This window comes from Bradyrhizobium sp. 138, from assembly GCF_023074075.1.
Lineage (GTDB): Bacteria > Pseudomonadota > Alphaproteobacteria > Rhizobiales > Xanthobacteraceae > Bradyrhizobium.
The window spans coordinates 216,011-241,244 of the sequence record NZ_JADPKT010000007.1; the positions used below are offsets into that span (position 1 = coordinate 216,011).

Sequence of the window (25,234 nt, forward strand, 5' to 3'; positions counted from 1 at the left end):
CCGCCTCGTTTCGCAAATCACTGGGAATATTCGAGCGAAAACACGCGCTTCCAAATTGACCAGCCCGAGCAAATAGATGCATAAGGCTCGCACCGGAGAGGTGGCCGAGTGGCTGAAGGCAACGCTTTGCTAAAGCGTCATACGGTCTCAAGCTGTATCGAGGGTTCGAATCCCTCCCTCTCCGCCACGCGCCAGCAGAATCCCATCAGCGGAATCAAGGTCTCCGCATCTTTTCGGCGGAAAGGGATCAGCGATGCCGACACGAGAGCTCCGAGCAAGGATGGTCACGGAGAGCCCACGCGATTTGCGCGTCCTTGTAGAGTTTTGCACCATTTCGCCCGAGCACTGCCCCCTAGATCGGATCCAGAAATCCATCGCATGTCACAACAAGGCCGCAACAAGGGCGCCTCGGCCCCCCCCTCACTCCATCCGTCAGCTATTCTGGACCAGGCCATTGCGGCCCACCGTTCGGGCAATCTGCCGGACGCTGAACGGGCCTACACGACGATCCTGAAGGGCAGCAGGACGCATGCCGTCGCGCTCCATATGCTGGGGCTGTTGCACGCCCAGCGCGGTCATTTTTCGGACGCCGAGCCTTTGCTGAAGAGGGCCGCGCGCGTCGATCCCGGCAATCCCGACGTACTCTTCAACTATGCCAACGTGCTACGTGCATTAGACAAGCCGGATGATGCGCTCGCCTGGCTTGCGAAGGTGATCGCCCTGGCTCCGAACTTCGCGGACGCGCATCTCAATCGCGGAGCGATCCTTATTGCGCAGCAGCAGCCTCGCGAAGCCATAGCCGAGTTTGATCGCGCCATTGCGATCGCACCGTCGAGCGCCGCGTTCGCCAACCGAGGCAGCGCGTTGCAGCAGCTTGGTCTACTCGAGAAAGCGCGTGACAGCTACCGCCGCGCCATCGAGATTGCACCGGCCGACCCACAGAACCATTTCGCGGTCTCTGAGGTTCTTGGCCAGTTGGGACACGACGACCAAGCGATCGCGGCGCTGGAACGAACGGTCGCACTTGATAAGACATTCCCGTTTGCGCTGAGCAACCTTGTCGCTTGCAAACGGAAGCGCGGCGACTGGAGCAGTTTTGAACGTGAACAGGCCGCCATGGACGAGGCTGTCGAGGCAGGCGTGCCGGTCGACCCCTTCACCTTCTTTCATGTCTCCTCATCGCCTGCGCGCCAATTGACCTGCGCGAAGACCTATGTCGCCAAGGTGGCCCCGGACGGGGGTGCCGCCAGGCCTGCAACGCCGAGACCGGCGTCGCGGCTCCGGGTCGCGTATATGTCGGCCGATTTTCGCAGTCATGCCACCGCGTATTTGATGGCCGGGGTCTTCGAGGAGCATGACCGCGAGCGCTTCGACGTCACCGCCATCTCCTACGGGCCCGACGACGACAGCCAGATGCGCAAGCGCCTAAGGGCCGCATTCGAACGTTTTGAAGATGTCAGCGATCTCGCGGACGAGGACGTCGTCAAGCTGATCCGCCAGCTCGATATCGAGGTTCTCGTCGATCTCGGCGGCTTCACCGCCGGTGGGCGGCCGAAAATCATTGCGCGCCGGCCGGCTCCTGTCCAGGTCAGCTATCTCGGCTTTCCCGGCACGATGGGCGCCCCCTATGTCGACTACGTGATGGCCGACCGGATCGTCATCCCCGAAGCAGAGCAGCCCTATTACGCCGAGAAGGTGATCTATCTTCCCGATAGCTACCAGGCGACCGACGCCAAGCGCCCACTCCCGTCATATTCCCCGAGCCGGAGCCAGCTCGGACTGGCGGACGATGCGTTGGTCTACTGCGCGTTCAACAGAAGCCCCAAGATCACTCCCCCACTGTTCGGCGTCTGGATGCGGTTGCTCGACAAAACACCCGGGAGCGTCCTTTGGCTGCTGGATGGAGACCCGGCCGCCACGGAGAATCTGAAGCGCGAAGCCGTTGCGCGGGGGATCGCAGCCGAGAGAATCGTGTTCGCACCGCCCGTCCCTGCTGACGAGCATTTGGCCCGCCACCAGGTCGCCGATCTGTTCCTGGACACATTGCCTTACAACGCCCACACCGGGGCCAGCGACGCCCTCTGGGCCGGCTTGCCGGTCCTGACCTGCCTTGGCACCACCTTCGCCGGACGCGTTGCAGCCAGCCTCCTGAATGCTGTCGGCCTTCCTGAGCTGGTGACGCGATCACTGGACGAATATGAGGGCTTAGCGGTCCAGATCGCGCGTGATTCCGAACTTCGAGCCGCCCTCAAGAGCAAGCTGGCGGCACATCGGACCACTTGGCCTCTGTTCGATACTGCCCGGATGACGCGACACATCGAAAAGGCCTTCAATGAAATGTGGCGCCGCCACTGCGCTGGCGAAGCGCCGGCTTCGTTTGCCGTCTAAATCTCGTCATGAGGTCGCCTTGGCCTGAAGCCTCATGTCATTCCTTCCATGAGCTTAATCGCATATGACTGACAACGAACCGGACCTTTTGAACAACCTCATCCAGCCGGAACGGCTGACCTCGGTGGTTGATGTCGGAGCCAATCCGATCGATGGCGAGCCGCCCTACAAGGCGATGCTGCAACGAAGACTTTGTACCGTCGTTGGCTTTGAACCGCAGGACGAAGCGCTTGCAGAGCTCAATGCCCGCAAGAGCGATCTCGAGAGCTACTATCACTATGTCGTTGGGACTGGGCACAAGGCAAAACTGCGTCTGTGCCGGCTACCGGGAATGACGAGCCTGCTGCTTCCGGATCAGAATGTGCTGTCGCATTTTGCAAAATTTGCCGAATGGGGCAGCGTCGTCAGCGAACATCCGGTCCAGACCCGCCGGCTCGACGATATTGCCGAAATCCAGCATCTGGATTTCCTGAAAATTGACGTTCAGGGCTCCGAATTAGCAGTCTTCGGAAGCGGGCGGGAAAAGCTGAAGCAGGCAGTCGCCGTCCAAACGGAGGCCTCGTTTCTTTGCCTGTACAAGGACCAGCCAACCTTCGGCGATATTGATGGCGAACTGCGCAAGCAGGGGTTCATTCCTCACGCTTTTACGGCCGTCAAACAGCGCATGATCGCTCCATTGAGCGACCCGTCCAATCCCCACGCGGCCATGAACCAGCTACTGGAGGCCGATATCGTCTATGTGCGAAACTTCATGCGGCCGGCTGCCATGACGGTCGAGCAACTCAAGCATCTCGCAATGATCGCTCATCATTGCTACCACTCGTTCGACCTAGTCGCGAACTGCGTGCACCACCTGGTTGCGCGCAAGGCGATCCCCGATCGGGCGATTCACGATTACATGGCGTCGATCCAGCTTACGCAACGCTGAACTGATTGCACGATCGCCCGGGCCGGGGTGAATCGCTCAGTGGGCGGAAACCCACGCCCTCGCCTCACGCTGCGCGGCCGAGATCTCGATCTCCGACATCTGCCCGGCGACTTCCTGGCGCAGCGCCACGGCGTCCTTGCGGCCCTTCAGCGCGGCGAGGTTGAACCATTTATGTGCGGCGACGAGATCGACGAGGCCGGCGCGGCCGCTCGCCCAATAAATCCCACGCTCGAACAGCACGTCCGACAGCGCGCTCGCGTCGATCGGCGTTGCCGTCTCGATATTGAAAGTACCCTGAAACATCACGCATCCCCTTTGTTCTTGTGCCGCCTCGTTCCCCCGAGCGCGGCTCCCGTCCAACTCTGATGTGCATGACCCTTCCCGGGATCGTGCACTGTTCAACTCATCCCCAAGGCTTTCTTGCCTATTGCCAAGGCTTCTTGCCCATTGCCGTTTGCCGGCTTGTTGGAGGCGATGATGGCGGGCAAATTTGAATGGCAGTTTAAGTATCGCGATGAAGCAGACGTAAACGCGGAGGCGCGGCGCGAGCGCGAGGAATGCAAAAAGCCCTTATTTGACGGGCACTTCTGCGATTCGTCAGATTCGGTTTACCCTGCGATTTTGGGAGAACGATAACCATCGCGCGCGGTGGCGCGTGCCCGCGGCTGCCCACTCTCCGTCGTCACTCGCGAAGGCGCCAGGGCGATCGCGCTGGAAGACTGTTCGTCTGGGGCCTTCCTTCGAGACGCCCGCCTTTGGCGGGCCCTCAGGATGAGGACGGAATGTGCGGCAGCGGGTTCAACGGCCACCGATGCTACTGAGAAGCTGCGGCGCACTGGATCGGGCCGGGCGATGACACCGCACACGCGGAACGACGCGCGGACTGCGGGCCCCAACATGCACGCGGCACGTCGCGCTGCTCAATGGCAGAGCGGCCACGTCATGGTCAGAACAGCAATGTCTGGGAAAGGAATGCCGGCAATGCCCCGGCCTCAGGAGAACGAGGGCGTCGGCGAACACGTCAGGACCAGATTTCACGTCGACCCGAAGGCCGCTTGTGAAATTGCGGAGCCCCTTGCGGAGAACCGCACCGAACGAAGAAAACTCGTTTCTTCTGCCGGACCGTCGAGAGAACGATCCGACCGTTGACCTGATGTCTCGCCGACACCCTCTATCGTCGATCAGAACCTTGAGGCGCTGATGACGTGCCGGCTGCTAGAGCCGGCAACTTCAGAAGTCGAAGTTACTTCTTCTTGGCGACCTTGCGGGTCTTCTTCGCAGTCTTCTTCACTGCGCTCTTCGCCTTCTTCGCCTTCTTTGCCTTCTTAGCTTTCTTGGCCATGTTGCCCTCCGATGTGTGAGATGGCTCTAATCGCTGCATGCAGTCGGGGATCGAGTGCACACTCATCCCGAATACACCAACACAACGAAAAAAACAGCGTCTCGCTTAAAGAAGTGTTGACGGCGTAAGGCGCGTGCGCTTGGCGAGCGCGATGCGGGTGCTCCGCACGAGGTGTTGGCCTGATCGCAGAAAGTGGGTGCATCGTGCATGCTCGCGACAGATGCGATTGCAAAAAAACACTATGCAGAAAGTATTTTCCTGCACTCACGCATTGCGCATCATCGACGCGATGACGCCTATCGCGACGGGCGCGATCACATCGCAAGGGCGCTCCGCGGACTCTGAGTCGCGACTTTTGGCAACGAAAATATTTTCATGGCCAACGGCGCGAGCGCCCGGCGAAGCGTGTTCAAGCCGCCGTTTTGCGCGAATCGCGTGACGGCGATTCGGACGCCGCATCGCCGTCGATCAGGATGAAGTTCACCGCCGAGGATGCGTACGAGCGTCGCGCCGCGAACGGAAAGCGAGGTGACGGACACGCTCCATCACCTCGTTCGAATGCGCTGGCGCTAGACGCCGAGCTTGGACTTGAGCAGGTCGTTGACGCTCTGCGGGTTGGCCTTGCCGCCGGACGCCTTCATCACTTGGCCGACGAACCAGCCGAGCGACTGCGGCTTGTCCTTGACCTGCGCGGCCTTGTCCGGATTGGCCGCGATGATGTCGTCGACAACCTTTTCGATCGCCGAGAGGTCGGTGACCTGCTTCATGCCGCGGCTTTCGACCACCGCGCGAGGATCGCCGCCCTCTTGCCAGACGATCTCGAACAGATCCTTGGCGATCTTGCCGGAGATCGTGCCCTCGCCGATCAGATCGATGATCGCAGCCAGCTGTTCGGCGTTGACGGGGGTGTCCGTAATATCCCGGCCTTCCTTGTTGAGACGACCGAACAGCTCGTTGATCACCCAGTTCGCCGCCACCTTGCCGTCGCGCGCGCGGTTGGCGAGCCTGTCGAGCACGGTCTCGTAGAACACCGCGCTCTCGCGCTCGGCGACCAGCACGCTCGCATCATAGGCCGACAGGCCGAGATCGGCGACGAAACGCGTTTTCTTCTGGTCCGGCAGCTCCGGCAGCTCCGCCTTCAGCGCGTCGACGAACGCCTGGTTGAACTCCAGCGGCAGCAGATCGGGATCGGGGAAGTAGCGATAGTCATGCGCCTCTTCCTTGGAGCGCATCGAGCGCGTCTCGCCCTTGTTGGGGTCGTAGAGCCGCGTCTCCTGCTCGATCGCGCCGCCGTCCTCGAGGATCTCGATCTGGCGCCGCGCCTCGTACTCGATCGCCTGCCCGATGAAGTTGATCGAGTTCATGTTCTTGATCTCGCAGCGGGTGCCGAGCGGTCCGCCGGGCTTGCGCACCGAGACGTTGACGTCGGCGCGCAGAGATCCCTTCTCCATGTCGCCGTCGCAGGTGCCGAGATAGCGCAGGATCGAGCGCAGCTTGGTCACATAGGCCTTGGCCTGCTCGGCATCGCGGATATCGGGCTTGGACACGATCTCCATCAACGCCACGCCGCAGCGATTGAGGTCGACAAAGGACATGGACGGCGACTGGTCATGCAGCAATTTGCCTGCATCCTGCTCCAGATGCAGCCGCTCGATCCCGATGGTGGCGACCTTGCCGCCGTCCAGTTCGACGACGACCTCGCCCTCGCCGACGATCGGCGACTTGTACTGGCTGATCTGGTAGCCCTGCGGCGAGTCCGGATAGAAATAGTTCTTGCGGTCGAACACCGAGCGCAGATTGATCGCAGCGTTGAGGCCGAGCCCGGTTCGGACAGCCTGCCTGACGCACTCCTCGTTGATGACAGGCAGCATGCCCGGCATCGCCGCATCGACCAGCGAGACATGGCTGTTGGGCTCGCCGCCGAACTCGGTCGAGGCGCCGGAGAACAGTTTCGACTGCGAGGTGACCTGCGCATGCACCTCCATGCCGATCACGACTTCCCACTCGCCGGTCTGGCCCTTGATCAGTTTTCCCTGTCTGACTGACGCGTTCATGCTTTTCCATCCCCGAGCAGCGCGGAAACCACCCGCTCCCACTCCGCTTCCAATGAATCCTTTGCCGTTGGCTGCCCGGCCTGGCGGTACCAGTAGCCGGCATTGCCGAGATCGCCTTCGACGCGGTGCAGATAGGCGTGCACCCAGGCCGCCTCACGGCTGCTGTCGTCCTGAACGATCTTGTGCGCGCGGTCCCAGTCGCCCTTGGCGGCCCACCAGAGACCTCTCAGCGGCGCGTTCAGGTCCGGCGCGGGCGCCGCACCGTCGAGGCTCGCGATGAAGGCCGCGACATTCACCACCACCTCGCGGGCGTGAAGCGGCCGGCCGCCTGCTCGATCACCTCGCCGAGCGAGAACAGCGTCTCCTCGTCGAAGGGCCGTCCGATCAGCTGCAGGCCGAGCGGCAGGCCTTGCGCGTCCTTGCCGGCGGGCACGGCGATGCCGGGCAGGCCGGCCATGTTCACGGTCACCGTGAAGATGTCGTTGAGATACATCTCGACCGGATCGGCGCCGCCCTTCTCGCCGATGCCGAAGGCCGCCGAGGGTGTTGCCGGCGTGAGGATGGCGTCGACGCCCTTGGCGAAGCAGTCCTCAAAATCCTTCTTGATCAGCGTGCGCACCTTTTGGGCGCGCAGATAATAGGCGTCGTAATAGCCGGCCGAGAGCACATAGGTGCCGATCATGACCCGGCGCTTCACCTCCGCGCCAAAACCTTCGGCACGGGTGTTCTCATAGAGCTCCTTGATGTTCCTGCCCTGGTCGCGCAGGCCGTAGCGCACGCCGTCGTAGCGCGCGAGGTTGGAGGAGGCCTCCGCCGGCGCCACGATGTAATAGGCCGGCAGCGCGTATTTGGTGTGCGGCAGCGACACCTCGACCAGTTCGGCGCCCGCCGCCTTCAGCCAGGCCGCGCCCGCTTCCCAAAGCTTCTCGATCTCGGCCGGCATGCCGTCGAGGCGGTACTCCTTAGGAATACCGATCCTCATGCCCTTCACGGACTTGCCGATCGCAGCTTCGTAATCCGGCACGGGAATGTCGACCGAGGTCGTGTCCTTCGGATCGTGGCCGGCCATCGAGCGCAGCAGCATCGCGCTATCGCGCACGCTGCGCGCGATGGGACCGGCCTGATCGAGCGAGGAGGCAAAGGCGACGATGCCCCAGCGAGAGCAGCGGCCATAGGTCGGCTTGATGCCGACGGTCGCGGTGAACGCCGCCGGCTGGCGGATCGAGCCGCCGGTGTCGGTCGCGGTCGCGCCCATGCAGAGCAGCGCCGCCACGGCGGAGGCCGAGCCGCCGGACGAGCCACCCGGCACCAGCGTCGTGTTGCTTCCATCGCGCCGCCAGGGATTGCCGACGGGGCCGAAGCACGAGGTCTCGTTCGACGAGCCCATCGCGAACTCGTCATTGTTGAGCTTGCCCAGCATCACGGCGCCGTCGCGCCAGAGCTGCGAGGTGATGGTCGACTCGTAAGTCGGCACGAAATTGCCGAGGATCTTCGAGCACGCCGTGGTGCGCACGCCCTTGGTCGCGAACAAATCCTTGATGCCGAGCGGGATGCCGGCGAGCGGGCCGGCCTCACCCTTGGCGATCTTGTCGTCTGCGGCCTTCGCCATGTCGCGCGCCTGGTCCGGCGTTTCCATCACGAAGGCATTGAGCACGCGCGCGGCTTCGATCGCGGAGAGGTGCGCGTCGGTCAGCTCGAGGGACGTGAAGGTCTTGTCGGCGAGACCCTTGCGGGCCTCGGCGAGCGTCAGCGATGTCAAATCGGTCATTTGTTGATCGGGCTGCAGAAGAACGGAGACAGGGTCTTGTCGTTGGCCGGGTCGTCTTTTTTGGCGGCGGCTTTCGCAGCGGCCTCGATCTCGTCGAGCACGGCATTGACGGCGACGTTGGGATCGGCAGCCTTGCCCTGCCGCTCCATCTTGTCGAGATAGTTCATGTAGGCCTGATAGGCCTTCTCATCGTCGCAAAGCAGACACATCGGACAACGTCCCAAGACCCTTTAGTTTTGACGCGTTTTCGCGAACCGGCTTCCACTTCGCTCGAAAACGCTATGCTACTCGACGACCTTGGGCACCAGGAAGAAGTGCCCCTCGGTCGCGGGCGCGTTGGCAACGATATCGTCGGCGATCTCGCCGTCATTGACCACGTCCTGCCGCTTCTTCATCTGCATCGGGGTGACCGAGGTCATCGGCTCCACGCCCTCGACATTGACCTCCGAGAGCTGCTCGACGAAGGCGAGCATGGCATTGAGCTCGCCCTGAAGATGCGGAACCTCGCCCTCGGAAACCGCAATACGCGCCAGATGCGCGATGCGGCGGACGGTAGCTGCGTCGACGGACATTATATAAGGCCTCTCACGGCAAAACCTATGTGCCGTATAGCAGAGGCCGGTTTTGCGCCGCAACCGGCGCTTCCTACCTATCCCGCAAGCGCTTTCATGCGGGCAAGCGCAGAATTGGCGAGATCCCGGGTCAACTCGGCCGCAGGGACCTCCCGGCCGAGGGCCACGGCCTGCCCGGCCCAGAGATTGGTGAAATCGACCTTGCCCTGCTTTTCGGCAGCCGCCTTCAGCGGCGCCAGCGCGGTCGCGGCATGGGGAAAGGGAGGCGCATCCGGCGAGACCGGACCAGCCTCGCGCATCAGGCGGTTCTGGACCCCGCGCGCCGGACGGCCGGTCATGACATTGGTGATGACGGTGGAATCGTCCCGGGCTTCGGCGAGCGCCTTGCGGCCACCCGCGCTGACCTTCGACTCCGGACAGCGCAAGTAAGCGCTGCCGAGCTGAACGCCGGCGGCGCCGAGCGCAAGGGCCGCGGCAATGCCGCGCCCGTCGGCGATACCGCCGGCCGCGATGACGGGCACCTTCACGGCATCGGCGACCTGCGGCACCAGCGCGAAGGTGCCGGGCTGCTCGGCGATCTCATCGGTCAGGAACATGCCGCGATGGCCGCCCGCCTCCGCGCCCTGCGCGATCACGGCGTCGACGCCGCGCTCTTCGAGCCAGACCGCCTCCTTCACCGTCGTCGCCGACGAGATGACGAGGCAGCCGGCGGCCTTCACCCGCTTCAGCAGCGCCTGCTCCGGCAATCCGAAATGGAAGCTGACGACTTCCGGCTTCAGCTCCTCGACCACCTCGCAAAAGGCCGCATCGAACGGCGCGCGGTTCGCAGCAGTGATCGGCGCTGCGGGATCGAGACCATGCTCGGTGTAATAGCCCGTGAGCCGCTGCTTCCAGCGCGCCTCCGCTTCGCGCGTCAGCTCGACCGGCGTGTGGCAGAAGAAGTTCATGTTGACCGGCGCCTTGACGCGCTGGCGGATCAGGCCGACCTGCTCGCGCGCCTTCTCCGGCGAGATCATCGCGCAAGGCAACGAGCCGAGCGCCCCGCCCTGCGCCACCGCAATCACCAGCTCCGCATCCATCACACCGGCCATCGGCGCCAGCACGATCGGGAATTCGGTCTTGAAGAGGTCGATCAATCGACGGTCAGGCCACATGGTTTGCTCTCTCGTGGTTCAGGCAAGCGGTGCGATGGAATTACGCCGGCCGGTCAGCAGTTGCTCCGCCTCCGTCGCAATCCGTTCGACGATCTCGGCGGCGGGCGGAATATCATGGATCAGCCCGACCGCCTCGCCGGCAAAGACAGCGGCGACCTCAAAATTGCCCGCGGCCTTCGCCGCAGCATATTCCTTGGCAACCTCGCCCGCCCTTTGCATCAGCTCGATCTCACGGCCGGTCCAGCGCCTGATGTGTTCGTTGACCAGCGTTCGTGCCGTAAACGGGGCCGGCCAGAACAGGCTGCGCGACCAGTCAGCGACAACGCCGCGCACCGTGTCGTTGCTGCTGGCCATGCGAATGCGCTCCTTGGCCTCCTGCGCGCCGTTGGCCTCCACGCTCGCATAGAAGCGCGTGCCGATCAGCACGCCGGACGCGCCCAGCATCATCATGGCGGCAAGGCCCCTTCCGTCGGCGATCCCGCCGGCCGCGACAACAGGCACGCGTCCGGCCGCGAGATCGACCATCGCGGGCACGATGTCGACCGTGGTGCGCGATGCGCCATGGCCGCCGGCTTCGGTGCCCTGCGCGATCAGGATCTCCGCGCCGGCATCGAGCGCCTGCTTGGCCATGTCCTCGCTCTGCACCTGGCAGATCAATCGCGCGCCGGCCGCCTTGACCCGCGGCGCGAACGGCGCGGGATCGCCGAATGACAGCATGATGGCCCGCGGGCTAGCGTCGAGCGCGATGTCGAGCAGTTCGGCCTGTTTTGCCAGGCTCCAGGTGATGAAGCCGATACCGAACGGCTCAAGGCCCTTCAGCCCTGCGGCCTCTGTCTGAAGCCGGGCGCGGTCGCCGTATCCGCCACCCAGGATGCCGAATCCGCCGGCCTCGCTGACAGCGCGGGTCAGCCGGCTGCCCGCGATCGTATCCATGGGGGCCGACAGGATTGGATGCCTGATCCCGAGCATCTCCGTCAGCGGCGTGGCGATCGGCATGGGTTCTCCCACTCTGGACAGGAAGATTAGGCGCGAATAACATTCTTCAAAATTGAATTCTACAGAACTCTGCCATCTCAAAAGAGAAACGGACCATGGAACTCGGCGACCTCAAGACCTTTGCCGCCGTCGCCCGGGCCGGCGGCATCACCCGCGCCGCGGAGGAGCTGAACACGGTGCAGTCGAACGTCACCCAGCGCGTGAAGGCGTTGGAGGCGGAGATCGGCACGGCGCTGTTCGAACGCCATAGCCGCGGCATGACGCTGACCGGCGCCGGCAAGCGCCTCCTGCCCTATGCACAGCGGATGGCCGCGTTGTCGCGCGAGGCCGTGCTGGCCGCGCGCGACGATGGCGAGCCAAAGGGACCACTTGCGATCGGCTCGATGGAGACGACCGCGGCGGTGCGGCTGCCGCCGCTGCTCGCCGATTTCCACCGCCGCTTTCCCGCCGTGCGGCTCTCCTTGCGCACCGCGCCGACGGCCGACCTCGTCGCAGCCGTGCTCGAAGGTGCGCTCGACGGTGCCTTCGTCGCCGGTCCGATCGCGCATGACGACCTCATCGCGACAAGCGCCTTCCGCGAGGAGCTGGTGCTGGTCAGCGCGCGGCGCTGGACTTCGCTTGCCGAGCTGCGCGCCGGCACGCCGGAGTCCGGCCCGACCGCGCTGGTGTTCCGCACCGGCTGCACCTACCGCCAACGGCTCGAGCAGATCTTCGTCGAGTTCGGCTGGCCTTCGGCCGCACGTTTCGAGCTCGGCACGCTCGACGGCATGATCGGCTGCGTCGCCGCCGACATGGGCGTGACGCTATTGCCGCGTGCGGTCGTCGAACGCAGCGCCATGAATGGAAGCGTCTCGATCCATACGTTGAGCGCCTCGCATGCGCGCGTCGAGACGCTCTTCATCCAACGCTGTGCCGGACATCGAACCAGCGCGCTGAGCGGTTTTGCCGACTGCCTGAAATCCGACGAGGACGTCATCGCCGCTTGACGCGCGACGCTTCGTTCCATCGCGCGAAATTCACTGTCACAAATCTGTCGTATTTGAATCGATCGCGCGCTGCGCTCCGTTGAGCCCTCGCAGCGCAGCGCGTTGAATCATTTTGAAGCGCGCGCGCCTTCTGCGTTACGATGCGTCACTGGCCAGCGCAAAACCATAACCAAGCCTAACATCGGCAAAAACAGTGGGAGGACTATCGATGCGCAATACGCTCGTGTTGTGCTGCGTCGCTGCGTTGTCGGCGATATCTGGAACTGCAAGCGCACAGGACTGGACCAAATCGAAATGGGGGCCGAACGACGAGATCGGCGCCGCCAACTACATGACGCCCGAAATCGTTGTGAAGGCCGCCTCGCTGGTGAAGACCGGCAAGACCTACGCACTCGGCATTCCCGTCACGCCGCAAACGCCGGCCTATCCGCCGCGCGCATTCAAGCTCACCATCGTGCAGCCCGGACAGGCCGGCAGCCCGGGTCTCGGTCCCAACAAGGCGACCTACAACGACGACATCCTCGACACCTGGGTCGGTATCGGCAGCCAGCTCGACGGACTCGGACATCTCGGCGTCGAGCACGTCTATTACAACGGCAACAAGCTGGCTGATTTCGCCGATCCGAACGGACTGAAGAAGCTCGGCATCGAAAAAGTGCCGCCAATGGTCACGCGCGGCGTGCTGCTCGACATGGCCGCCTACTTCAAGACCGACGTGGTCAAGGAAGGCACCGCCTTCAACGTCAAGGAAATCGAGGAAGCCGCCAAGCAGCAGAACGTCGAGATCCGGCAAGGCGACGTCGTCATCTTCCACACCGGCTGGCTCAGCCTGATCGGCAAGGATGACAAGCGCTACTCGGCCGGCGAGCCCGGTCTCGGCGTCGAAGGCGCGAAGTACCTCACCGGCAAGGGCGTCGTCGCCATCGGCGCCGACACCTGGGCGCTCGAAGTGCTGCCGTTCGAATCCAAAAACGTGTTCGAGGTGCACCAGATCCTGCTCGCGATGAACGGGACCTACATCCTCGAAAACATGGACACCGCCGCGCTGGCCCGGGACAAGGGCTACGAATTCCTGTTCGTGCTGGGACAGCCGCGTTGGACCGGCGGCGTGCAGGCGATGATCAACCCGATCGCGATCCGCTGATGTGCTACCCCGGGCGAGGCGTCTCATGCCTCGCCCGTCCCCTCCTTACCGCGGCCTGAGCTGCCACCGCCGCAGCGCCACGACGGCCCAGATCGCTTCGACCAGGCCGAACGGCCAGGCGCCCTGGAGAAAACCGTAGGCCGAGCCTAGTCCGCAGGACGCCGCAAACAGCAGCACGAACCAATGGCTGCGGTCTTCCATCGCATAACAGACCAGCATCGCCGTGACGGCGAACAGGCCGAATAATGTCAGCGCATCCATGTTCCGGGGTTCACTCCGCAGCGCGACGCATGATATGCGCTAAATCCATGCCGGCTCTTATCCTGCCTCTCGTCGATGCTGCAACCCACTGGCCCGCGCGCGGCGCGCTGGTCGGGCTCGACCTCGGCACCAAGACCATCGGCGTTGCCGTGTCCGACCCGGACCGGCGGCTTGCGACCGGCGTCGAAACGATCCAGCGCAAGGCGTTCAAGCAGGATGCCGCCCGCCTTCTCGCAATTGCGGCCGAGCGCAAGGCGGCCGGCTTCGTGCTGGGCCTGCCCATCAACATGGACGGCAGCGAGGGCCCGCGCGCGCAATCCACCCGCGCCTTCGCCCGCAATCTCGCCGGCCTGACCGCCCTGCCCATCGGCCTCTGGGACGAGCGCCTCTCGACCGCGGCGGTCGAGCGCGAGCTGATCGGCATGGATGTCAGCCGCGCCAAGCGCGCCGAGGTGATCGACGAGCATGCCGCGATCTTCATCCTGCAGGGCGCGCTCGACCGCCTCGCCAATCTTCGCGCCGGCCCGGGGACTGACTGATCCATGGCCGTCGTGATTGCGGCGCTGCTGCCGGTGTTCATTCTCATCGTGCTCGGCGTGGTGCTGAAGCGCAGCCTGATGCGGCTCGACACGCAATGGCACGGGCTGGAGCGGCTGACCTATTTCGTGCTGTTTCCGATGCTGCTGATCCAGACGCTGGTGAAGGCCGACCTCTCCAAGGTGCCAGTCGCCGGCGTCGGCGGCGCGCTGCTGCTGTCGGCGCTCGCGATGTCGCTGCTCTGCCTCGCGCTCCGCCCGGCCCTTTCGCGGCTCGGCATCGACGGTCCCGCCTTCACCTCGATCTTCCAGGGCGCGACGCGCTGGCAGACCTTCGTCGGGCTGTCCGTCTGCGCCAACATGTTCGGCGATGTCGGGCTGGCGCTCGCCTCGGTGGCCATGGTCGCGATCATCCCCCTGGTCAATGTGTTCAGCGTCGCGGTGCTCGCCCATTATGCCGCGCCCGAAAAGCAATCCGGCCGCGCCATCGTCCTGACCTTGGTGCGCAATCCCCTGATCTGGGCCTGCGCGATCGGGCTCCTGGTCAATGTCGCCCACCTGCCGTTGCCAAAACTCTGGCATGAGGTGGCGGACGCGCTCAGCCGCTCCTCGCTCGCGATCGGCCTGCTCGTCACCGGCGCAGGGCTGCATCTGGAAGGCCTGCTGCGCCCGAGCGCTGGCGCCGCAATCGGCGTCGCTTTCAAGCTGGTGCTGATGCCGGCAATCGCCCTCGCTCTCGCCGTCTGGTTCGCCCTGTCGGGCGAGAGCCTCGCAATCGTCGCGATCTGCTCCGCCGTCCCGACCTCGTCGAGCGCCTATGTCCTGGCACGCCAGATGGGCGGCGATGCGCCGCTGCTGGCGCAGATCATCACGCTGCAGACGATTTTGGCCGCGATCACGATGCCGATCGCGATCGCGCTGGTGGCCTAGCTCCCCAGCCACATCGTCAGCACCACCGCTGTCAGATTGTTCAGCGCGTGCAGCACGATCGTCAGCCAGAGCGAATTGGCGCGATAACGCATGTAGCCGAACCACAGGCCGATGCAGAAGACCTCGGCGAGGAAGTACATGTCGTATTGCAGGTGCACGATCGTCCAGACCAGCGACGACAACAGGATCGCGCCAGGTATCCGCAGGAAGCTCGTCGACCAGCCACGGAACAGGAAGCCGCGCGCCAGAGTCTCTTCCGACATCGGCGCGGCCACGCTGAAGGCGAACAGAAGCAACAGCGCCGCGCCCTTGTCGCGACCGGATTTCAGCAGGTCGGTCATGAAGCCCGGCGTCGCCTCGCGGCCGAGCGCGCGCGACATCGTTTCCCAGACCAGCACGATCAGGATGAGGCCGACGGCGCCGAACAGCAGCTGCTTCCACGACGGCCAATGCAGCGCGAGATAGTCGATGAAGGAGGCCTTCTTGATGCGGATGGCGAGCCACACCGCAAGAAGCGTCGCCGGCAGGCCCATGATGACCGAGAGCGCGAGCGTCTGGGGCTCGTGACCGACGAGCTGGACCGAGGCGAGATCCATGGGAAGACCGCGCAGCGCTGCCAGCAATACGACCGCGCCGATCTGCCCAACGAACATCGCGACGAAGATGAAGAGGCCCCACAGCGCCGTGCCCCAGAACTTCCAGACGCGTGGGCTGGCGGGAGTCTCGATGAGCGGCAGATGATCGGGATTGAGGGAATCCATCAAGAGGCTTTCGTTGGGGAGGCTCATGGCAGCGCCCGCGCCAGCAGCGCGCGCACGTCGCCGCTGTCCAGCTCGACCGCGCCGTACATGCTGGCGTGATTGGCCGCGAGACGCGTGGCAGCGAACAGCTCGGCATGGCGCGGGGACACGCCGTTCAACGCCGCAGCGGCGGCCAGCAATGCCAGGTTCTCGACGGCAAGGCGCGCGACGCGCTCGCCATCGGCGCGCCGGAAAGTCTTGCCGATGAACGCGACGGCCTCACCAGCCCCCGGCAGACCCTTCGTTTCGGCCGTGAGCGATTGCAGCACCGCCATCGCAGCCTCCGGCTCGCGTGAGAGCGCGCGGAGCACGTCGAGGCACATCACGTTGCCCGAGCCCTCCCAGATCGCGTTGACCGGCGCCTCCCGATAGTGGCGCGCCAGAATGCCGTCCTCGACATAGCCATTGCCGCCGAGGCATTCCATGGCTTCGTATAGGAACGGCGGCGCGCTCTTGCAGGTCCAGTATTTGATCGCCGGCGTCAGCAGCCGCATATAAGCGGCCTCGGCCGCATCGTGCGGCATGCGATCGAAGGCGCGGCAGAGCCGCATCACCAGCGCCGTGCTCGCCTCCACATGCAGCGCCATGTCCGACAGCACGGCCTGCATCAGCGGCTGGTCGGCGAGATGCTTCTGGAACACGCTGCGGTGACGGGCGTGATGCAGCGCATGGGCGAGGCCCGAACGCATCAAGCCGACGGAGGCGATCGCGCAATCCTGCCGCGTCAGCTGCACCATCTGGATGATGGTGCGGATGCCCTTGCCCTCCTCGCCGATCCGTTCGGCGTAAGCACCGACGAACTCGACTTCCGAGGAGGCATTGGAGCGATTGCCGAGCTTGTCCTTCAGCCGCTGGAACTGGATCGCATTCACCGAGCCATCCGGCGCGAAGCGCGGCATGAAGAAACAGGTTAGTCCGCCCTCGGCCTGCGCCAGCACCAGGAACGCATCGCACATCGGCGCCGACATGAACCATTTATGGCCGGTGATGCGATAGGCCTCGCCCTCGCGCACCGCGCGGGTCATGTTGGCGCGCACGTCGGTGCCGCCCTGCTTCTCGGTCATGCCCATGCCGAGGGTCATGCCGCGCTTCTCCCACCACGGCGCAAAGCTCGGGTCGTAGCTCCTGGTCGACAGCACCGGCATCACGCGCGCGAGCAGGTCCGGCTGCATCGCCAGCGCACCGACCGAGGCGCGCGTCATCGTGATCGGACAGAGGTGGCCGGTCTCAACTTGCGCGGCGATGTAGAATTTTGCCGCACGAATGACTTCGGCAGCATCGCCCGCAGGCTTTCCATCCGCCGTCCACGTCGAATTGTGCACGCCGGCGTGCGCAGAGTGCGCCATCAGCTCGTGATAGGCGGGGTGAAACTCGACCTGGTCGCGGCGATTGCCTTTGGCATCGAAGCTGCGCAGTTTCGGCGTGTTCTCGTTCGCGGCGCGCCCGCGGTCGGCCATCGCAGCCGAGCCCCATTGCTTGCCGAACTGGGACAGCTCGCGTTCAGCCGCCGCGCCGCCATTGGCCTTGACCGCCTCGACCAGCGGCTGGTCCACGGTGAACAGGTCGATATCCTCGAACGGGGGCGATTGATTGAAGACCTCGTGGGTCGCAAAGCTCGGCTGGGTCATCAGGTTCCTCGGCGGACTTTAGTTCCGGCGCGGCTGGATCGGGAAATCATAGGCTGCCCCACCGGCCCCCGGCAGGGAAAAATGCCACCACTCCTTCGAATAGTTCACAAAGCCTTGCCTGGCCATCGCAGCCACCAGCCGCTTGCGCCAGGCGCGCTGCTCCGGTGTGATCGACGTTACAGCGGTATGGGCTTTGGTATCGGTGCAGTCGTAGCCGGTGCCCATGTCGACGCTGCCTTCCGGTACGCGCGCCGCGACCGGCGCGGTGCAATCGGCATAGGGCTTTGACGGATCATATTTGGCGGAATTGTCGGCTTTGAGATCGACCAAAGTGAGATCGAGCGCTGCGCCGGTGGAATGCTGCGAACGGCTCGCGATGTAGCCAAGGCGGAACAGCTCGGTCTTCGGGATCTTCGGATTGTAGCGCCGCTCGGCCGCGGTCTCGTGGCCGTTCTGCGACCACTTGACCATGTCGAGCGAGGCCCGCGCCGGCCGGTAACAGTCGAACATTTTGAGCGACAGGTTTTGCCCCGCCAGTTCCTCCTGCACCGCCTTCAGCCGCAGCCCCACCTCCCTTTTGACCACGCACTCTCCGGCGCCGTAGCCGGCGAGCGGACGGCCGACGAAATTGTTCGACGTGGCGTAGCGGATGTCCTGGATGATGCTGGGATCGATGTCGCGCAAGTAAACGAAGCCGCCGGGGAGTGGCCGGGCGTGGGCAGAGGAGATTGTTGCTGCGGCCAAGAGCACAGTTAGAACTGTCTTCACGAAAGCCCCCACATCGTTTTGGCCGGGCTTATCCCGGCCATCCACGTACTTTTACGTCAAATGCGATAGAAGAACGTGGATGCCCGGGACATTGGCAAGCGGAAGCGACGCCGTCCTTTGGACGGCTACGCCCGGGCATGACGGAGAGGATGACGTCGCGCCACCCGCGCCGACAGATCAGGGGATAACTCACTTCCTCGCCATTGCCCCTTGCTCCCCCCGCCATCCCCCCCTATAGCTCTGCTTTTAATGACATCGAAATCGACCTTCGTCCTCGGCCACCGGCATTTGCTGGGCATCGAGGGCCTTTCCGCGGCCGATATCACCGGCCTCCTCGACCTGTCCGAAGAATATGTCGAGCTCAACCGTCAGGTTGACAAGAAACGCACCGTCCTGCGGGGACGGACGCAGGTGAACCTCTTCTTCGAGGCCTCCACCCGGACCCAGTCCTCGTTCGAGCTCGCGGGAAAGCGGCTCGGCGCGGACGTGATGAACATGTCGGTGTCCTCCTCGTCCATGAAGAAGGGCGAGACGCTGATCGACACCGCGATGACGCTGAACGCGATGCATCCGGACATCCTGGTGATGCGGCATCACGCTTCCGGCGCGGTGGAACTGCTGGCGCGCAAGGTTGACGGTTCCGTGATCAATGCCGGCGACGGCGCGCATGAGCATCCGACGCAGGCCTTGCTCGACGCGCTCACCATCCGCCGCAACAAGGGCCGGATCGAAGGGCTGGTGGTCGCGATCTGCGGCGACGTGCTGCATTCGCGCGTCGCCCGCTCCAACATCATCCTGCTCAACACGATGGGCGCCCGCGTCCGCGTGGTCGGCCCCACCACATTGTTGCCGCCCGGCATCGAGCGGATGGGCGTCGAGGTCGCGCGCGACATGCGCGAGGGTCTCAACGGCGCCGACATCGTCATGATGCTGCGGCTCCAGCGCGAGCGCATGAACGGCTCCTTCGTGCCGTCGTCGTCCGAATATTTCCACTATTTCGGGCTCGACCAGAAGAAGCTCGCCTACGCCAAGCCTGATGCTCTCGTGATGCATCCCGGCCCCATGAACCGCGGCGTCGAGATCGACTCGATCGTGGCCGACGGCGCCCAGTCCCTGATCCGCGAACAGGTGGAGATGGGCGTCGCCGTACGCATGGCGGTGCTGGAAGCGCTCGCCCGTAACCTGCCGAACGCGTGATGCCGATGTTGATCGATCGCCGCCCCATCCTGCTCGCCAACGCCCGCGTCGTCGATCCCTCCAGGGATTTCGACGGTGTCGGCGACGTCCTCATCGCCGATGGCATCATCCGCGAGACCCGTCGCGGCATTGGCGCTGCCGGCGTCCCCGAGGGCACCGACATCGTCAACTGCTCTGGCAAGGTCGTCGCGCCCGGCCTGATCGACATGCGCGCCTTCGTCGGCGAGCCCGGCTTCAGCCATCGCGAGACCTTCGCCACCGCGAGCCAGGCGGCTGCGACCGGCGGCATCACCACCATCATCTGCCAGCCCGACACGTTGCCGGTGATCGACAATTCGGCGACCGTCGACTTCGTGATGCGCCGCGCCCGCGACACCGCCATCGTCAACATCCAGCCGATGGCCGCCCTCACCAAGGGCATGCACGGCGAGGAGATGACCGAGTTCGGCCTGCTCAAGGCCGCGGGCGCCGTCGCCTTCGGCGACAGCGCCAGAAGCGTGACCAATGCGCAGGTGATGCGCCGCGCGCTGACCTATGCGCGGGATTTCGACGCGCTGATCGTCCACTACACCGAGGACCCCGATCTCGTCGGCGAGGGCGTGATGAACGAGGGCGAGTTCGCATCGCGGCTCGGCCTGATGGGCATCCCGAATGCCGCCGAGGCGGTGATGCTCGAACGCGACATGCGCCTCGTGGCGCTGACCGGCGGCCGCTATCACGCGGCCTCGCTGACCTGCATCGAGTCGCTCGAGATCCTGCAGCGCGCCCGCGATGCCGGGCTCGCCGTCAGCGCCTCGGTCTCGATCAACCATCTTGCGTTGAACGAGAACGACATCGGCCCCTACCGTTCCTTCCTGAAGCTGTCACCGCCACTGCGCACCGAGAACGACCGCCGGGCGCTGGTGGCCGCAATCGCCTCCGGCCTCCTCGACGTCATCATGTCCGACCACAATCCGCAGGACGTCGAGGTCAAACGGCTGCCGTTCGCGGAAGCCGCGCCCGGCGCCGTCGGCCTGGAAACCATGCTGCCCGCGGGCCTGCGCCTCGTGCACAATGGCGAGCTGGACCTGAAAACGCTGATCCGGGCGATGTCGACCCGCCCGGCGGAGTTGCTCGGGTTAGCAGCCGGAACCTTGCGCGCCGGCAGCCCGGCCGACGTCATCGTGATCGACCCCGACGTGCCCTGGGTGGTCGATCCCGCCGACCTCAAATCGCCCTGCAAGAACACCCCGTTCGACGAGGCCCGCTTTACAGGCCGCGTGGTGCGCACCATTGTCGGGGGACGCACGGTGTACGAGCATGTCTGACATCCGAGATCGTTCGGCATGGAGATCCAGCCTTTGGAGCAGCCGCCATGGGGCTTGAAGCTTTCCTGCCGGTGGCACTCGTCATCGGCTACCTCTTCGGCTCGATTCCGTTCGGCCTGGTTCTCACCAGGCTCGCCGGCACACAGGATATCCGCGCGATCGGCTCCGGCAGTATCGGCGCCACCAACGTTCTGCGCACCGGGAACAAGGGCCTTGCCGCCGGCACACTGCTGCTCGATGCGCTCAAGGGCACAGCGGCGGTGGTGATCGCGGGCTACCTTGCCGGTCCCAACGCCGCCATGGTGGCCGGGCTCGGCGCCTTCCTCGGCCATCTCTTCCCGGTCTGGCTCAAATTCAAAGGCGGCAAGGGTGTCGCGACCTATATCGGCGTCCTGCTCGGCCTGTTCTGGCCCGGCATGGTGGTGTTCTGCCTGCTTTGGCTGGCGACCGCCTTCACCACCCGCTACTCATCGCTGTCGGCGCTGGTGGCGGCGTTCATCACGCCGATGTTCCTGTGGTGGTTCGGGCACCTCGCACTCGCAGCATTGTTCGCCGTGCTGACGCTGCTCCTGTTCTACGCGCATCGCGAGAACATCAAGCGGTTGCAAGGCGGCAAGGAAAGCCGGATCGGCGAGAAGGCTTAGTCGCGTCACGAAGAGCGTCGCGGCAGCTTCTAAAGCGGGGGGATACCGAAGCCGCCCTTCTGCATTATATGCCAAATCCTGTTCGCAACTCGCCGCTGACTCGCGGTTGGGAGTGGCGAACAGGTTCCACGCCTGTCATTCTGACAGACCAAATGGCGTTACGCGGTTGCTCAGAATGAGCGAGAAGTACGACGGCACTCAAGACGAAGCTGGATCGCACGGCACTGCGGCAAGCCGGCTGCTGTCGATGACCAATATCTGGTCCGATGGACCCGCACCGCCATCTGCACCAAAGCCCACTGCCGTTTCGCCGCCAGCGCCCGCACCTGCCCCCCTCGCACCTGTCGCGGCCGAGGTCCGACCTGCGGTCGTCTCGTCTGCATCAGCGCCGCCGCGCCCCGACCCATGGCCGCCACGAAGACTGTCACTGGCCCTGCAGGGCGGCGGCACCTTTGCCGCCTTCACCTGGGGCGTGCTGGAGCGGCTGCTGGAAGAGCCGATCGAGATCGACACGATCAGCGGCGCCAGTGCCGGCGCCATCAATGCGCTCCTGCTCGCCTCTGGCCTCGCGGAAGGCGGCCGCGAAGCTGCACGGAGCCGGCTGAGCCGGTTCTGGCTCCGCCTGATGCACGAGGCCTCGTTCCGCTCGCTGATGTTGGTCGGCGGCTTCTCGCCGGCGGGAAGCTCGGTCGCGTTCGGTCCGACCTTGCGCTCGGGCCAGTTCGATCCGTTCGATCTCGATCCGCTCAGGCAGGCGCTGTCGCGCGACATCGACTTTTCCGCATTGCACGGCGCCCGCTGTCCAAAGCTGCTGATCGCGGCGACGCGGATCCGCGACGGGCAGCAGCAGATCTTCCGCAACGACGCCCTCACCGCCGACGTCGTGCTGGCCTCGACCTGCCCGCCGCTGGTTCACTGCGCCGTCGAGATCGACGGCGAAGCCTATTGGGACGGCGGTCTCGGCGGCAATCCGCCCCTGCTGCGGCTGGCGCAGGAGACGACGACCTCCGACGTCCTGCTCGTCCAGGTCACGCCGGCGCGCGACAGCTACGTGCCGATCACGCTTGCCGCGATCGACCGCCGGCTCGACCAGATCGCAGCCAACGCCGCGCTCAATGCCGAGATCGCGGGAATCGCATGGGCGCAGTCGCACGCAGCATCTTCGCTGCGGCTCACCAGGATCGCGGCAGAAGACTCCGTTGACGGCCTGGCGCAGCGCTCATCGACCGATCTCGGCCGCGGCTTCATTCGGCTGCTGCACCGAAGCGGCCGCGCAGCCGCCGAGCGCTGGCTCGGGCAAGGCGCGACGAGCAGCGAGGCCCAACGCAAATTGCCCACGGCCGAACCGGCGCTAGCCTGACTTCGCCAGCGCGTCCTCCAGGAACCACGCCGTCGCCAGCGCATGCGCGTCGTTGCCGAAGCGCGCGATCACTTGCACGCCGATCGGCAGGCCACCCACCTTCAGCACCGGCACGTTGACGCAAGGATTGCCCATCAAGGTCCAGAGCCGGTTGTAGCGGGGATCGCCTGTGGTCGCGAGCTTCTTGGCCGGCGCCGTGCCCGGCGCCGAATAGGTCAGGAGCACGTCGACGCCCTCGAACAGCTCGCCGAGCTCGCGGCGGCCGCGACGGCTGATCCGGCGCGCCTCGTCATATTCCTTCGGCGTCAGGTGGGCCGTTGCATCGAGGCTTGCCCGCAGCATCGGCGCGATCTCGTCGTGACGCTCCGAAAACTCCCAGGCCAGCGCGCGATGCGCCTCGAAATCCTGGACGATGGGGTGAATGCGCCAGGCCTCCTGCACCGCCTCGGGCAGGTCGATCGTCTGCACGATGGCGCCGGCGCGCTCGGCCACTTTGATCGCGGCTTGCAAACCCTCCTCCGCCGCCGGCTCCACGGCGCCTGCGAACTCCTGCCTGACCACGCCGATGCGCGGCGACTTCGCCGGCGCGATGCCGGAAAATTCGCTGCGGCCCGTCATCGCCAAAAGTCCGCGCGCGAGATCCTCCGCGCGCGCGCCGAACAGGCCGACCGTGTCCAGCGCCCAAGAATAGCATTTGACGCCGACCGTCGGCAGCATGCGGAACGACGGCTTGATCGCAGCGGTGCCGCAATAGGCGGCGGGCCGGATCACCGAGCCGCCGGTCTGGGTGCCCAGCGCCAGCGGGATCATGCCGGCGCCGACCGCCGCCGCCGAGCCCGAGGACGAGCCACCCGGCGAATGGCCGAGATTATGCGGATTGAGCGTCGGGGTCGGATCGCGCGAGGCGAAGGCTGTGGTCGTGGTCTTGCCGATGATGGTGGCGCCTGCCCGCTTCAGCATCATGACGACAGGCGCATCGGCGCGCGGCTGCCAGCCGCGATAGATGTCCGAGCCCATCTCGGTTGGCATGTTGGCGGTGTCGATGATGTCCTTGATGCCAACCGCGATGCCGCGCAGCGGACCGGAGGCTTGCGCTCTTGCCGACTTGTCGTGACGGACGAAGGCACGGACGTCCTTCTCCTTGGCCTCGATCGCCGCATGCGACTGGGCAATGGCAGCATCGGGCGACAACTCGCCGGCTTCGATGCGGCGCTGGAGGTCGGCGAGCGAGATCATGGCAACATCCTTCTTATTGGCATCGCTTTTAGCATCGGGGCGAAGTCGCGCAAGCACACGACCCTGTTGCGCAACGCCCTCAGGTTGTTCCATGCTGTGCCTGCAAGGAGACGCCGTGGACGCCATCAATCCAAGCGTAGAGCTGACCGAGGCTGAACGGATCGACCGCCTGCGGCTGATCCGCTCCGACAACGTGGGGCCGCGCACCTTCCGCTCGCTGGTCGATCATTTCGGCACGGCGCGCGCCGCGCTGGAGCGGCTGCCGGATCTGGCGCGCCGTGGCGGTGCGCAGCGATCCGGGCGCATCTGTAGCGCCGATGAAGCCAAGGCCGAGCTTGCCGCGAGCCGCAAATTCGGCGTCACCTGGGTCGCCCCCGGCGAGGACGGCTATCCGGCGCGGCTGGCGATGATCGACGATGCGCCGCCGCTGCTCGCGGTGCGCGGCGACACCAAGACCCTGATGCGGCCGATGATCGCGATCGTCGGCTCGCGCAATGCCTCCGGCGCCGGGCTGAAATTTGCTGGCCAGCTCGCGCGCGAGCTCGGCGAGGCCGGCTTCGTGGTCATCTCCGGCCTCGCCCGCGGCGTCGATCAGGCCGCGCATCGCGCGAGCGTCGAGAGCGGCACGATTGCCGTGCTCGCCGGTGGGCATGATTGCATCTATCCGCCTGAGCATGGTGACTTGCTCGCAGCGATCCTCGACCACGCGGGCGCCGCGATCTCCGAGATGCCGCTCGGCCACGAGCCGCGCGCCCGCGACTTCCCCCGCCGCAACCGCCTGATCTCCGGCGCCTCGCTCGGCGTGGTCGTGGTGGAAGCCGCGCACCGCTCGGGCTCGCTGATCACCGCGCGCATGGCGGCCGAACAGGGCCGCGAGGTGTTCGCGGTGCCGGGCTCGCCGCTCGATCCGCGCGCCGCCGGCGCCAACGATCTGATCAAGCAGGGCGCAACACTCGTCACGGAAGCCGCCGACATCGTCAACGCGGTCCAGCCGATCATGGAGCGGCCGCTGATGAGTCCTGCTGAAGAGCCCGACAGCGAACCGTTCGAGAGCGATCCGCAAGGCCACGACCGCGACCAGATCACCGGCCTGCTCGGGCCCGCCCCTGTGACGATCGACGACCTCGTGCGGATGTCGGGCGCCTCGCCTGCGATCGTGCGCACCGTGCTGCTGGAGCTCGAGCTGGCGGGACGGCTCGAACGCCACGGCGGCGGTCTCGTTTCCTTGCTCTAGG

24 protein-coding genes and 1 tRNA gene are annotated in these 25,234 nt (G+C 65.1%); 12 read left to right on the forward strand and 13 right to left on the reverse strand.

Features of this window, described 5'->3' with window-relative positions:
- Nucleotides 1–94: 94 nt before the first annotated feature.
- The 3 genes from IVA79_RS05425 to IVA79_RS05435 all read left to right on the forward strand — a co-directional run bounded on the left by IVA79_RS05425 (nt 95) and on the right by IVA79_RS05435 (nt 3,316).
- Nucleotides 95–187: transfer RNA gene (locus IVA79_RS05425), tRNA-Ser, on the forward strand.
- A 191-nt stretch (nt 188–378) separates the two neighbouring features.
- The gene (locus IVA79_RS05430; protein WP_247550819.1) at nt 379–2,388 is read left to right on the forward strand and encodes a tetratricopeptide repeat protein; all 2,010 of its coding nucleotides are present in this window, start codon (nt 379–381) and stop codon (nt 2,386–2,388) included.
- 64 nt (nt 2,389–2,452) lie between these two features.
- Nucleotides 2,453–3,316, forward strand: coding sequence for an FkbM family methyltransferase (locus IVA79_RS05435; protein WP_247550820.1), 864 nt, complete (start codon nt 2,453–2,455; stop codon nt 3,314–3,316).
- A 36-nt stretch (nt 3,317–3,352) separates the two neighbouring features.
- Here the strand turns inward: IVA79_RS05435 and IVA79_RS05440 are convergent, their stop codons facing one another.
- The 8 genes from IVA79_RS05440 to IVA79_RS05475 all read right to left on the reverse strand — a co-directional run bounded on the left by IVA79_RS05440 (nt 3,353) and on the right by IVA79_RS05475 (nt 11,202).
- Complete coding sequence (locus IVA79_RS05440) at nt 3,353–3,619, reverse strand: hypothetical protein (RefSeq protein ID WP_247550821.1); 267 nt, start codon at nt 3,617–3,619, stop codon at nt 3,353–3,355.
- Between the two features lie 1,608 nt (nt 3,620–5,227).
- A complete protein-coding gene (gene gatB, locus IVA79_RS05445; RefSeq protein ID WP_247550822.1) occupies nt 5,228–6,712 on the reverse strand; it encodes an Asp-tRNA(Asn)/Glu-tRNA(Gln) amidotransferase subunit GatB in 1,485 nt (494 codons plus the stop codon).
- On the reverse strand, nt 6,709–7,014 hold the full coding sequence (locus IVA79_RS05450) for a hypothetical protein (protein ID WP_247550823.1): 306 nt from the start codon (nt 7,012–7,014) through the stop codon (nt 6,709–6,711). The genes gatB and IVA79_RS05450 overlap by 4 nt, the downstream gene beginning before the upstream one ends.
- Nucleotides 7,005–8,480: an Asp-tRNA(Asn)/Glu-tRNA(Gln) amidotransferase subunit GatA gene (gatA, locus tag IVA79_RS05455; RefSeq protein ID WP_247550824.1), complete on the reverse strand. Its 1,476-nt coding sequence runs from the start codon at nt 8,478–8,480 to the stop codon at nt 7,005–7,007. The genes IVA79_RS05450 and gatA overlap by 10 nt, the downstream gene beginning before the upstream one ends.
- Nucleotides 8,477–8,689, reverse strand: coding sequence for a hypothetical protein (locus tag IVA79_RS05460; protein WP_027547180.1), 213 nt, complete (start codon nt 8,687–8,689; stop codon nt 8,477–8,479). The genes gatA and IVA79_RS05460 overlap by 4 nt, the downstream gene beginning before the upstream one ends.
- 75 nt (nt 8,690–8,764) lie before the next feature.
- Nucleotides 8,765–9,052 carry an Asp-tRNA(Asn)/Glu-tRNA(Gln) amidotransferase subunit GatC gene (gene gatC, locus IVA79_RS05465; protein WP_007611211.1) on the reverse strand — a complete coding sequence of 96 codons (288 nt, stop codon included), beginning with the start codon at nt 9,050–9,052 and terminating at the stop codon, nt 8,765–8,767.
- A 77-nt stretch (nt 9,053–9,129) separates the two neighbouring features.
- On the reverse strand, nt 9,130–10,206 hold the full coding sequence (locus IVA79_RS05470; protein ID WP_247550825.1) for a nitronate monooxygenase family protein: 1,077 nt from the start codon (nt 10,204–10,206) through the stop codon (nt 9,130–9,132).
- 18 nt (nt 10,207–10,224) lie between these two features.
- Entirely contained in the window at nt 10,225–11,202 is a 978-nt protein-coding gene (locus tag IVA79_RS05475) for a nitronate monooxygenase (RefSeq protein ID WP_247550826.1), read from the reverse strand.
- Between the two features lie 95 nt (nt 11,203–11,297).
- On the opposite strand from IVA79_RS05475, the gene IVA79_RS05480 reads away from it, so the two are divergent.
- Together IVA79_RS05480 and IVA79_RS05485 are read left to right on the forward strand one after the other, a co-directional pair.
- Nucleotides 11,298–12,188, forward strand: coding sequence for a LysR family transcriptional regulator (locus IVA79_RS05480; RefSeq protein WP_247550827.1), 891 nt, complete (start codon nt 11,298–11,300; stop codon nt 12,186–12,188).
- Between the two features lie 208 nt (nt 12,189–12,396).
- Nucleotides 12,397–13,332 (forward strand): cyclase family protein, encoded by a 936-nt coding sequence (locus tag IVA79_RS05485; protein WP_247550828.1) that lies wholly within the window; start codon nt 12,397–12,399, stop codon nt 13,330–13,332.
- A 45-nt stretch (nt 13,333–13,377) separates the two neighbouring features.
- Here IVA79_RS05485 and IVA79_RS05490 read toward each other — a convergent pair whose 3' ends face one another.
- Nucleotides 13,378–13,593 (reverse strand): hypothetical protein, encoded by a 216-nt coding sequence (locus IVA79_RS05490; protein WP_247550829.1) that lies wholly within the window; start codon nt 13,591–13,593, stop codon nt 13,378–13,380.
- Nucleotides 13,594–13,640: 47 nt separating this feature from the next.
- Here IVA79_RS05490 and ruvX point away from each other — a divergent pair, with 47 nt between their 5' ends.
- Together ruvX and IVA79_RS05500 are read left to right on the forward strand one after the other, a co-directional pair.
- On the forward strand, nt 13,641–14,132 hold the full coding sequence (ruvX, locus tag IVA79_RS05495) for a Holliday junction resolvase RuvX (RefSeq protein WP_247550830.1): 492 nt from the start codon (nt 13,641–13,643) through the stop codon (nt 14,130–14,132).
- A 3-nt stretch (nt 14,133–14,135) separates the two neighbouring features.
- The gene (locus IVA79_RS05500; protein WP_247550831.1) at nt 14,136–15,059 is read left to right on the forward strand and encodes an AEC family transporter; all 924 of its coding nucleotides are present in this window, start codon (nt 14,136–14,138) and stop codon (nt 15,057–15,059) included.
- Here IVA79_RS05500 and IVA79_RS05505 read toward each other — a convergent pair.
- Genes IVA79_RS05505 through IVA79_RS05515 form a run of 3 tightly spaced genes read right to left on the reverse strand, consistent with a single transcriptional unit; the run spans nt 15,056 to nt 18,255 of the window.
- Entirely contained in the window at nt 15,056–15,820 is a 765-nt protein-coding gene (locus IVA79_RS05505) for a type II CAAX endopeptidase family protein (protein WP_247551431.1), read from the reverse strand. The genes IVA79_RS05500 and IVA79_RS05505 overlap by 4 nt on opposite strands.
- 23 nt (nt 15,821–15,843) lie before the next feature.
- Nucleotides 15,844–17,487 (reverse strand): isovaleryl-CoA dehydrogenase, encoded by a 1,644-nt coding sequence (locus IVA79_RS05510; protein ID WP_247550832.1) that lies wholly within the window; start codon nt 17,485–17,487, stop codon nt 15,844–15,846.
- Nucleotides 17,488–17,505: 18 nt separating this feature from the next.
- Nucleotides 17,506–18,255 carry a M15 family metallopeptidase gene (locus IVA79_RS05515; RefSeq protein ID WP_247550833.1) on the reverse strand — a complete coding sequence of 250 codons (750 nt, stop codon included), beginning with the start codon at nt 18,253–18,255 and terminating at the stop codon, nt 17,506–17,508.
- Between the two features lie 249 nt (nt 18,256–18,504).
- Between IVA79_RS05515 and IVA79_RS05520 the strand changes: the two genes are divergently transcribed.
- The 4 genes from IVA79_RS05520 to IVA79_RS05535 all read left to right on the forward strand — a co-directional run bounded on the left by IVA79_RS05520 (nt 18,505) and on the right by IVA79_RS05535 (nt 22,763).
- Nucleotides 18,505–19,452, forward strand: a complete 948-nt coding sequence (locus IVA79_RS05520) for an aspartate carbamoyltransferase catalytic subunit (protein ID WP_028135931.1) — start codon at nt 18,505–18,507, stop codon at nt 19,450–19,452.
- A 5-nt stretch (nt 19,453–19,457) separates the two neighbouring features.
- Entirely contained in the window at nt 19,458–20,759 is a 1,302-nt protein-coding gene (locus IVA79_RS05525; protein WP_247551433.1) for a dihydroorotase, read from the forward strand.
- Nucleotides 20,760–20,806: 47 nt separating this feature from the next.
- A complete protein-coding gene (plsY, locus tag IVA79_RS05530) occupies nt 20,807–21,403 on the forward strand; it encodes a glycerol-3-phosphate 1-O-acyltransferase PlsY (protein ID WP_247550834.1) in 597 nt (198 codons plus the stop codon).
- 175 nt (nt 21,404–21,578) lie between these two features.
- The gene (locus IVA79_RS05535; protein WP_247550835.1) at nt 21,579–22,763 is read left to right on the forward strand and encodes a patatin-like phospholipase family protein; all 1,185 of its coding nucleotides are present in this window, start codon (nt 21,579–21,581) and stop codon (nt 22,761–22,763) included.
- Here IVA79_RS05535 and IVA79_RS05540 read toward each other — a convergent pair.
- Entirely contained in the window at nt 22,755–23,999 is a 1,245-nt protein-coding gene (locus tag IVA79_RS05540) for an amidase (RefSeq protein ID WP_247550836.1), read from the reverse strand. The genes IVA79_RS05535 and IVA79_RS05540 overlap by 9 nt on opposite strands.
- A gap of 91 nt (nt 24,000–24,090) precedes the next feature.
- Here IVA79_RS05540 and dprA point away from each other — a divergent pair, with 91 nt between their 5' ends.
- A complete protein-coding gene (gene dprA / locus IVA79_RS05545; RefSeq protein WP_247550837.1) occupies nt 24,091–25,233 on the forward strand; it encodes a DNA-processing protein DprA in 1,143 nt (380 codons plus the stop codon).
- The last annotated feature ends 1 nt before the right edge of the window (nt 25,234 follow it).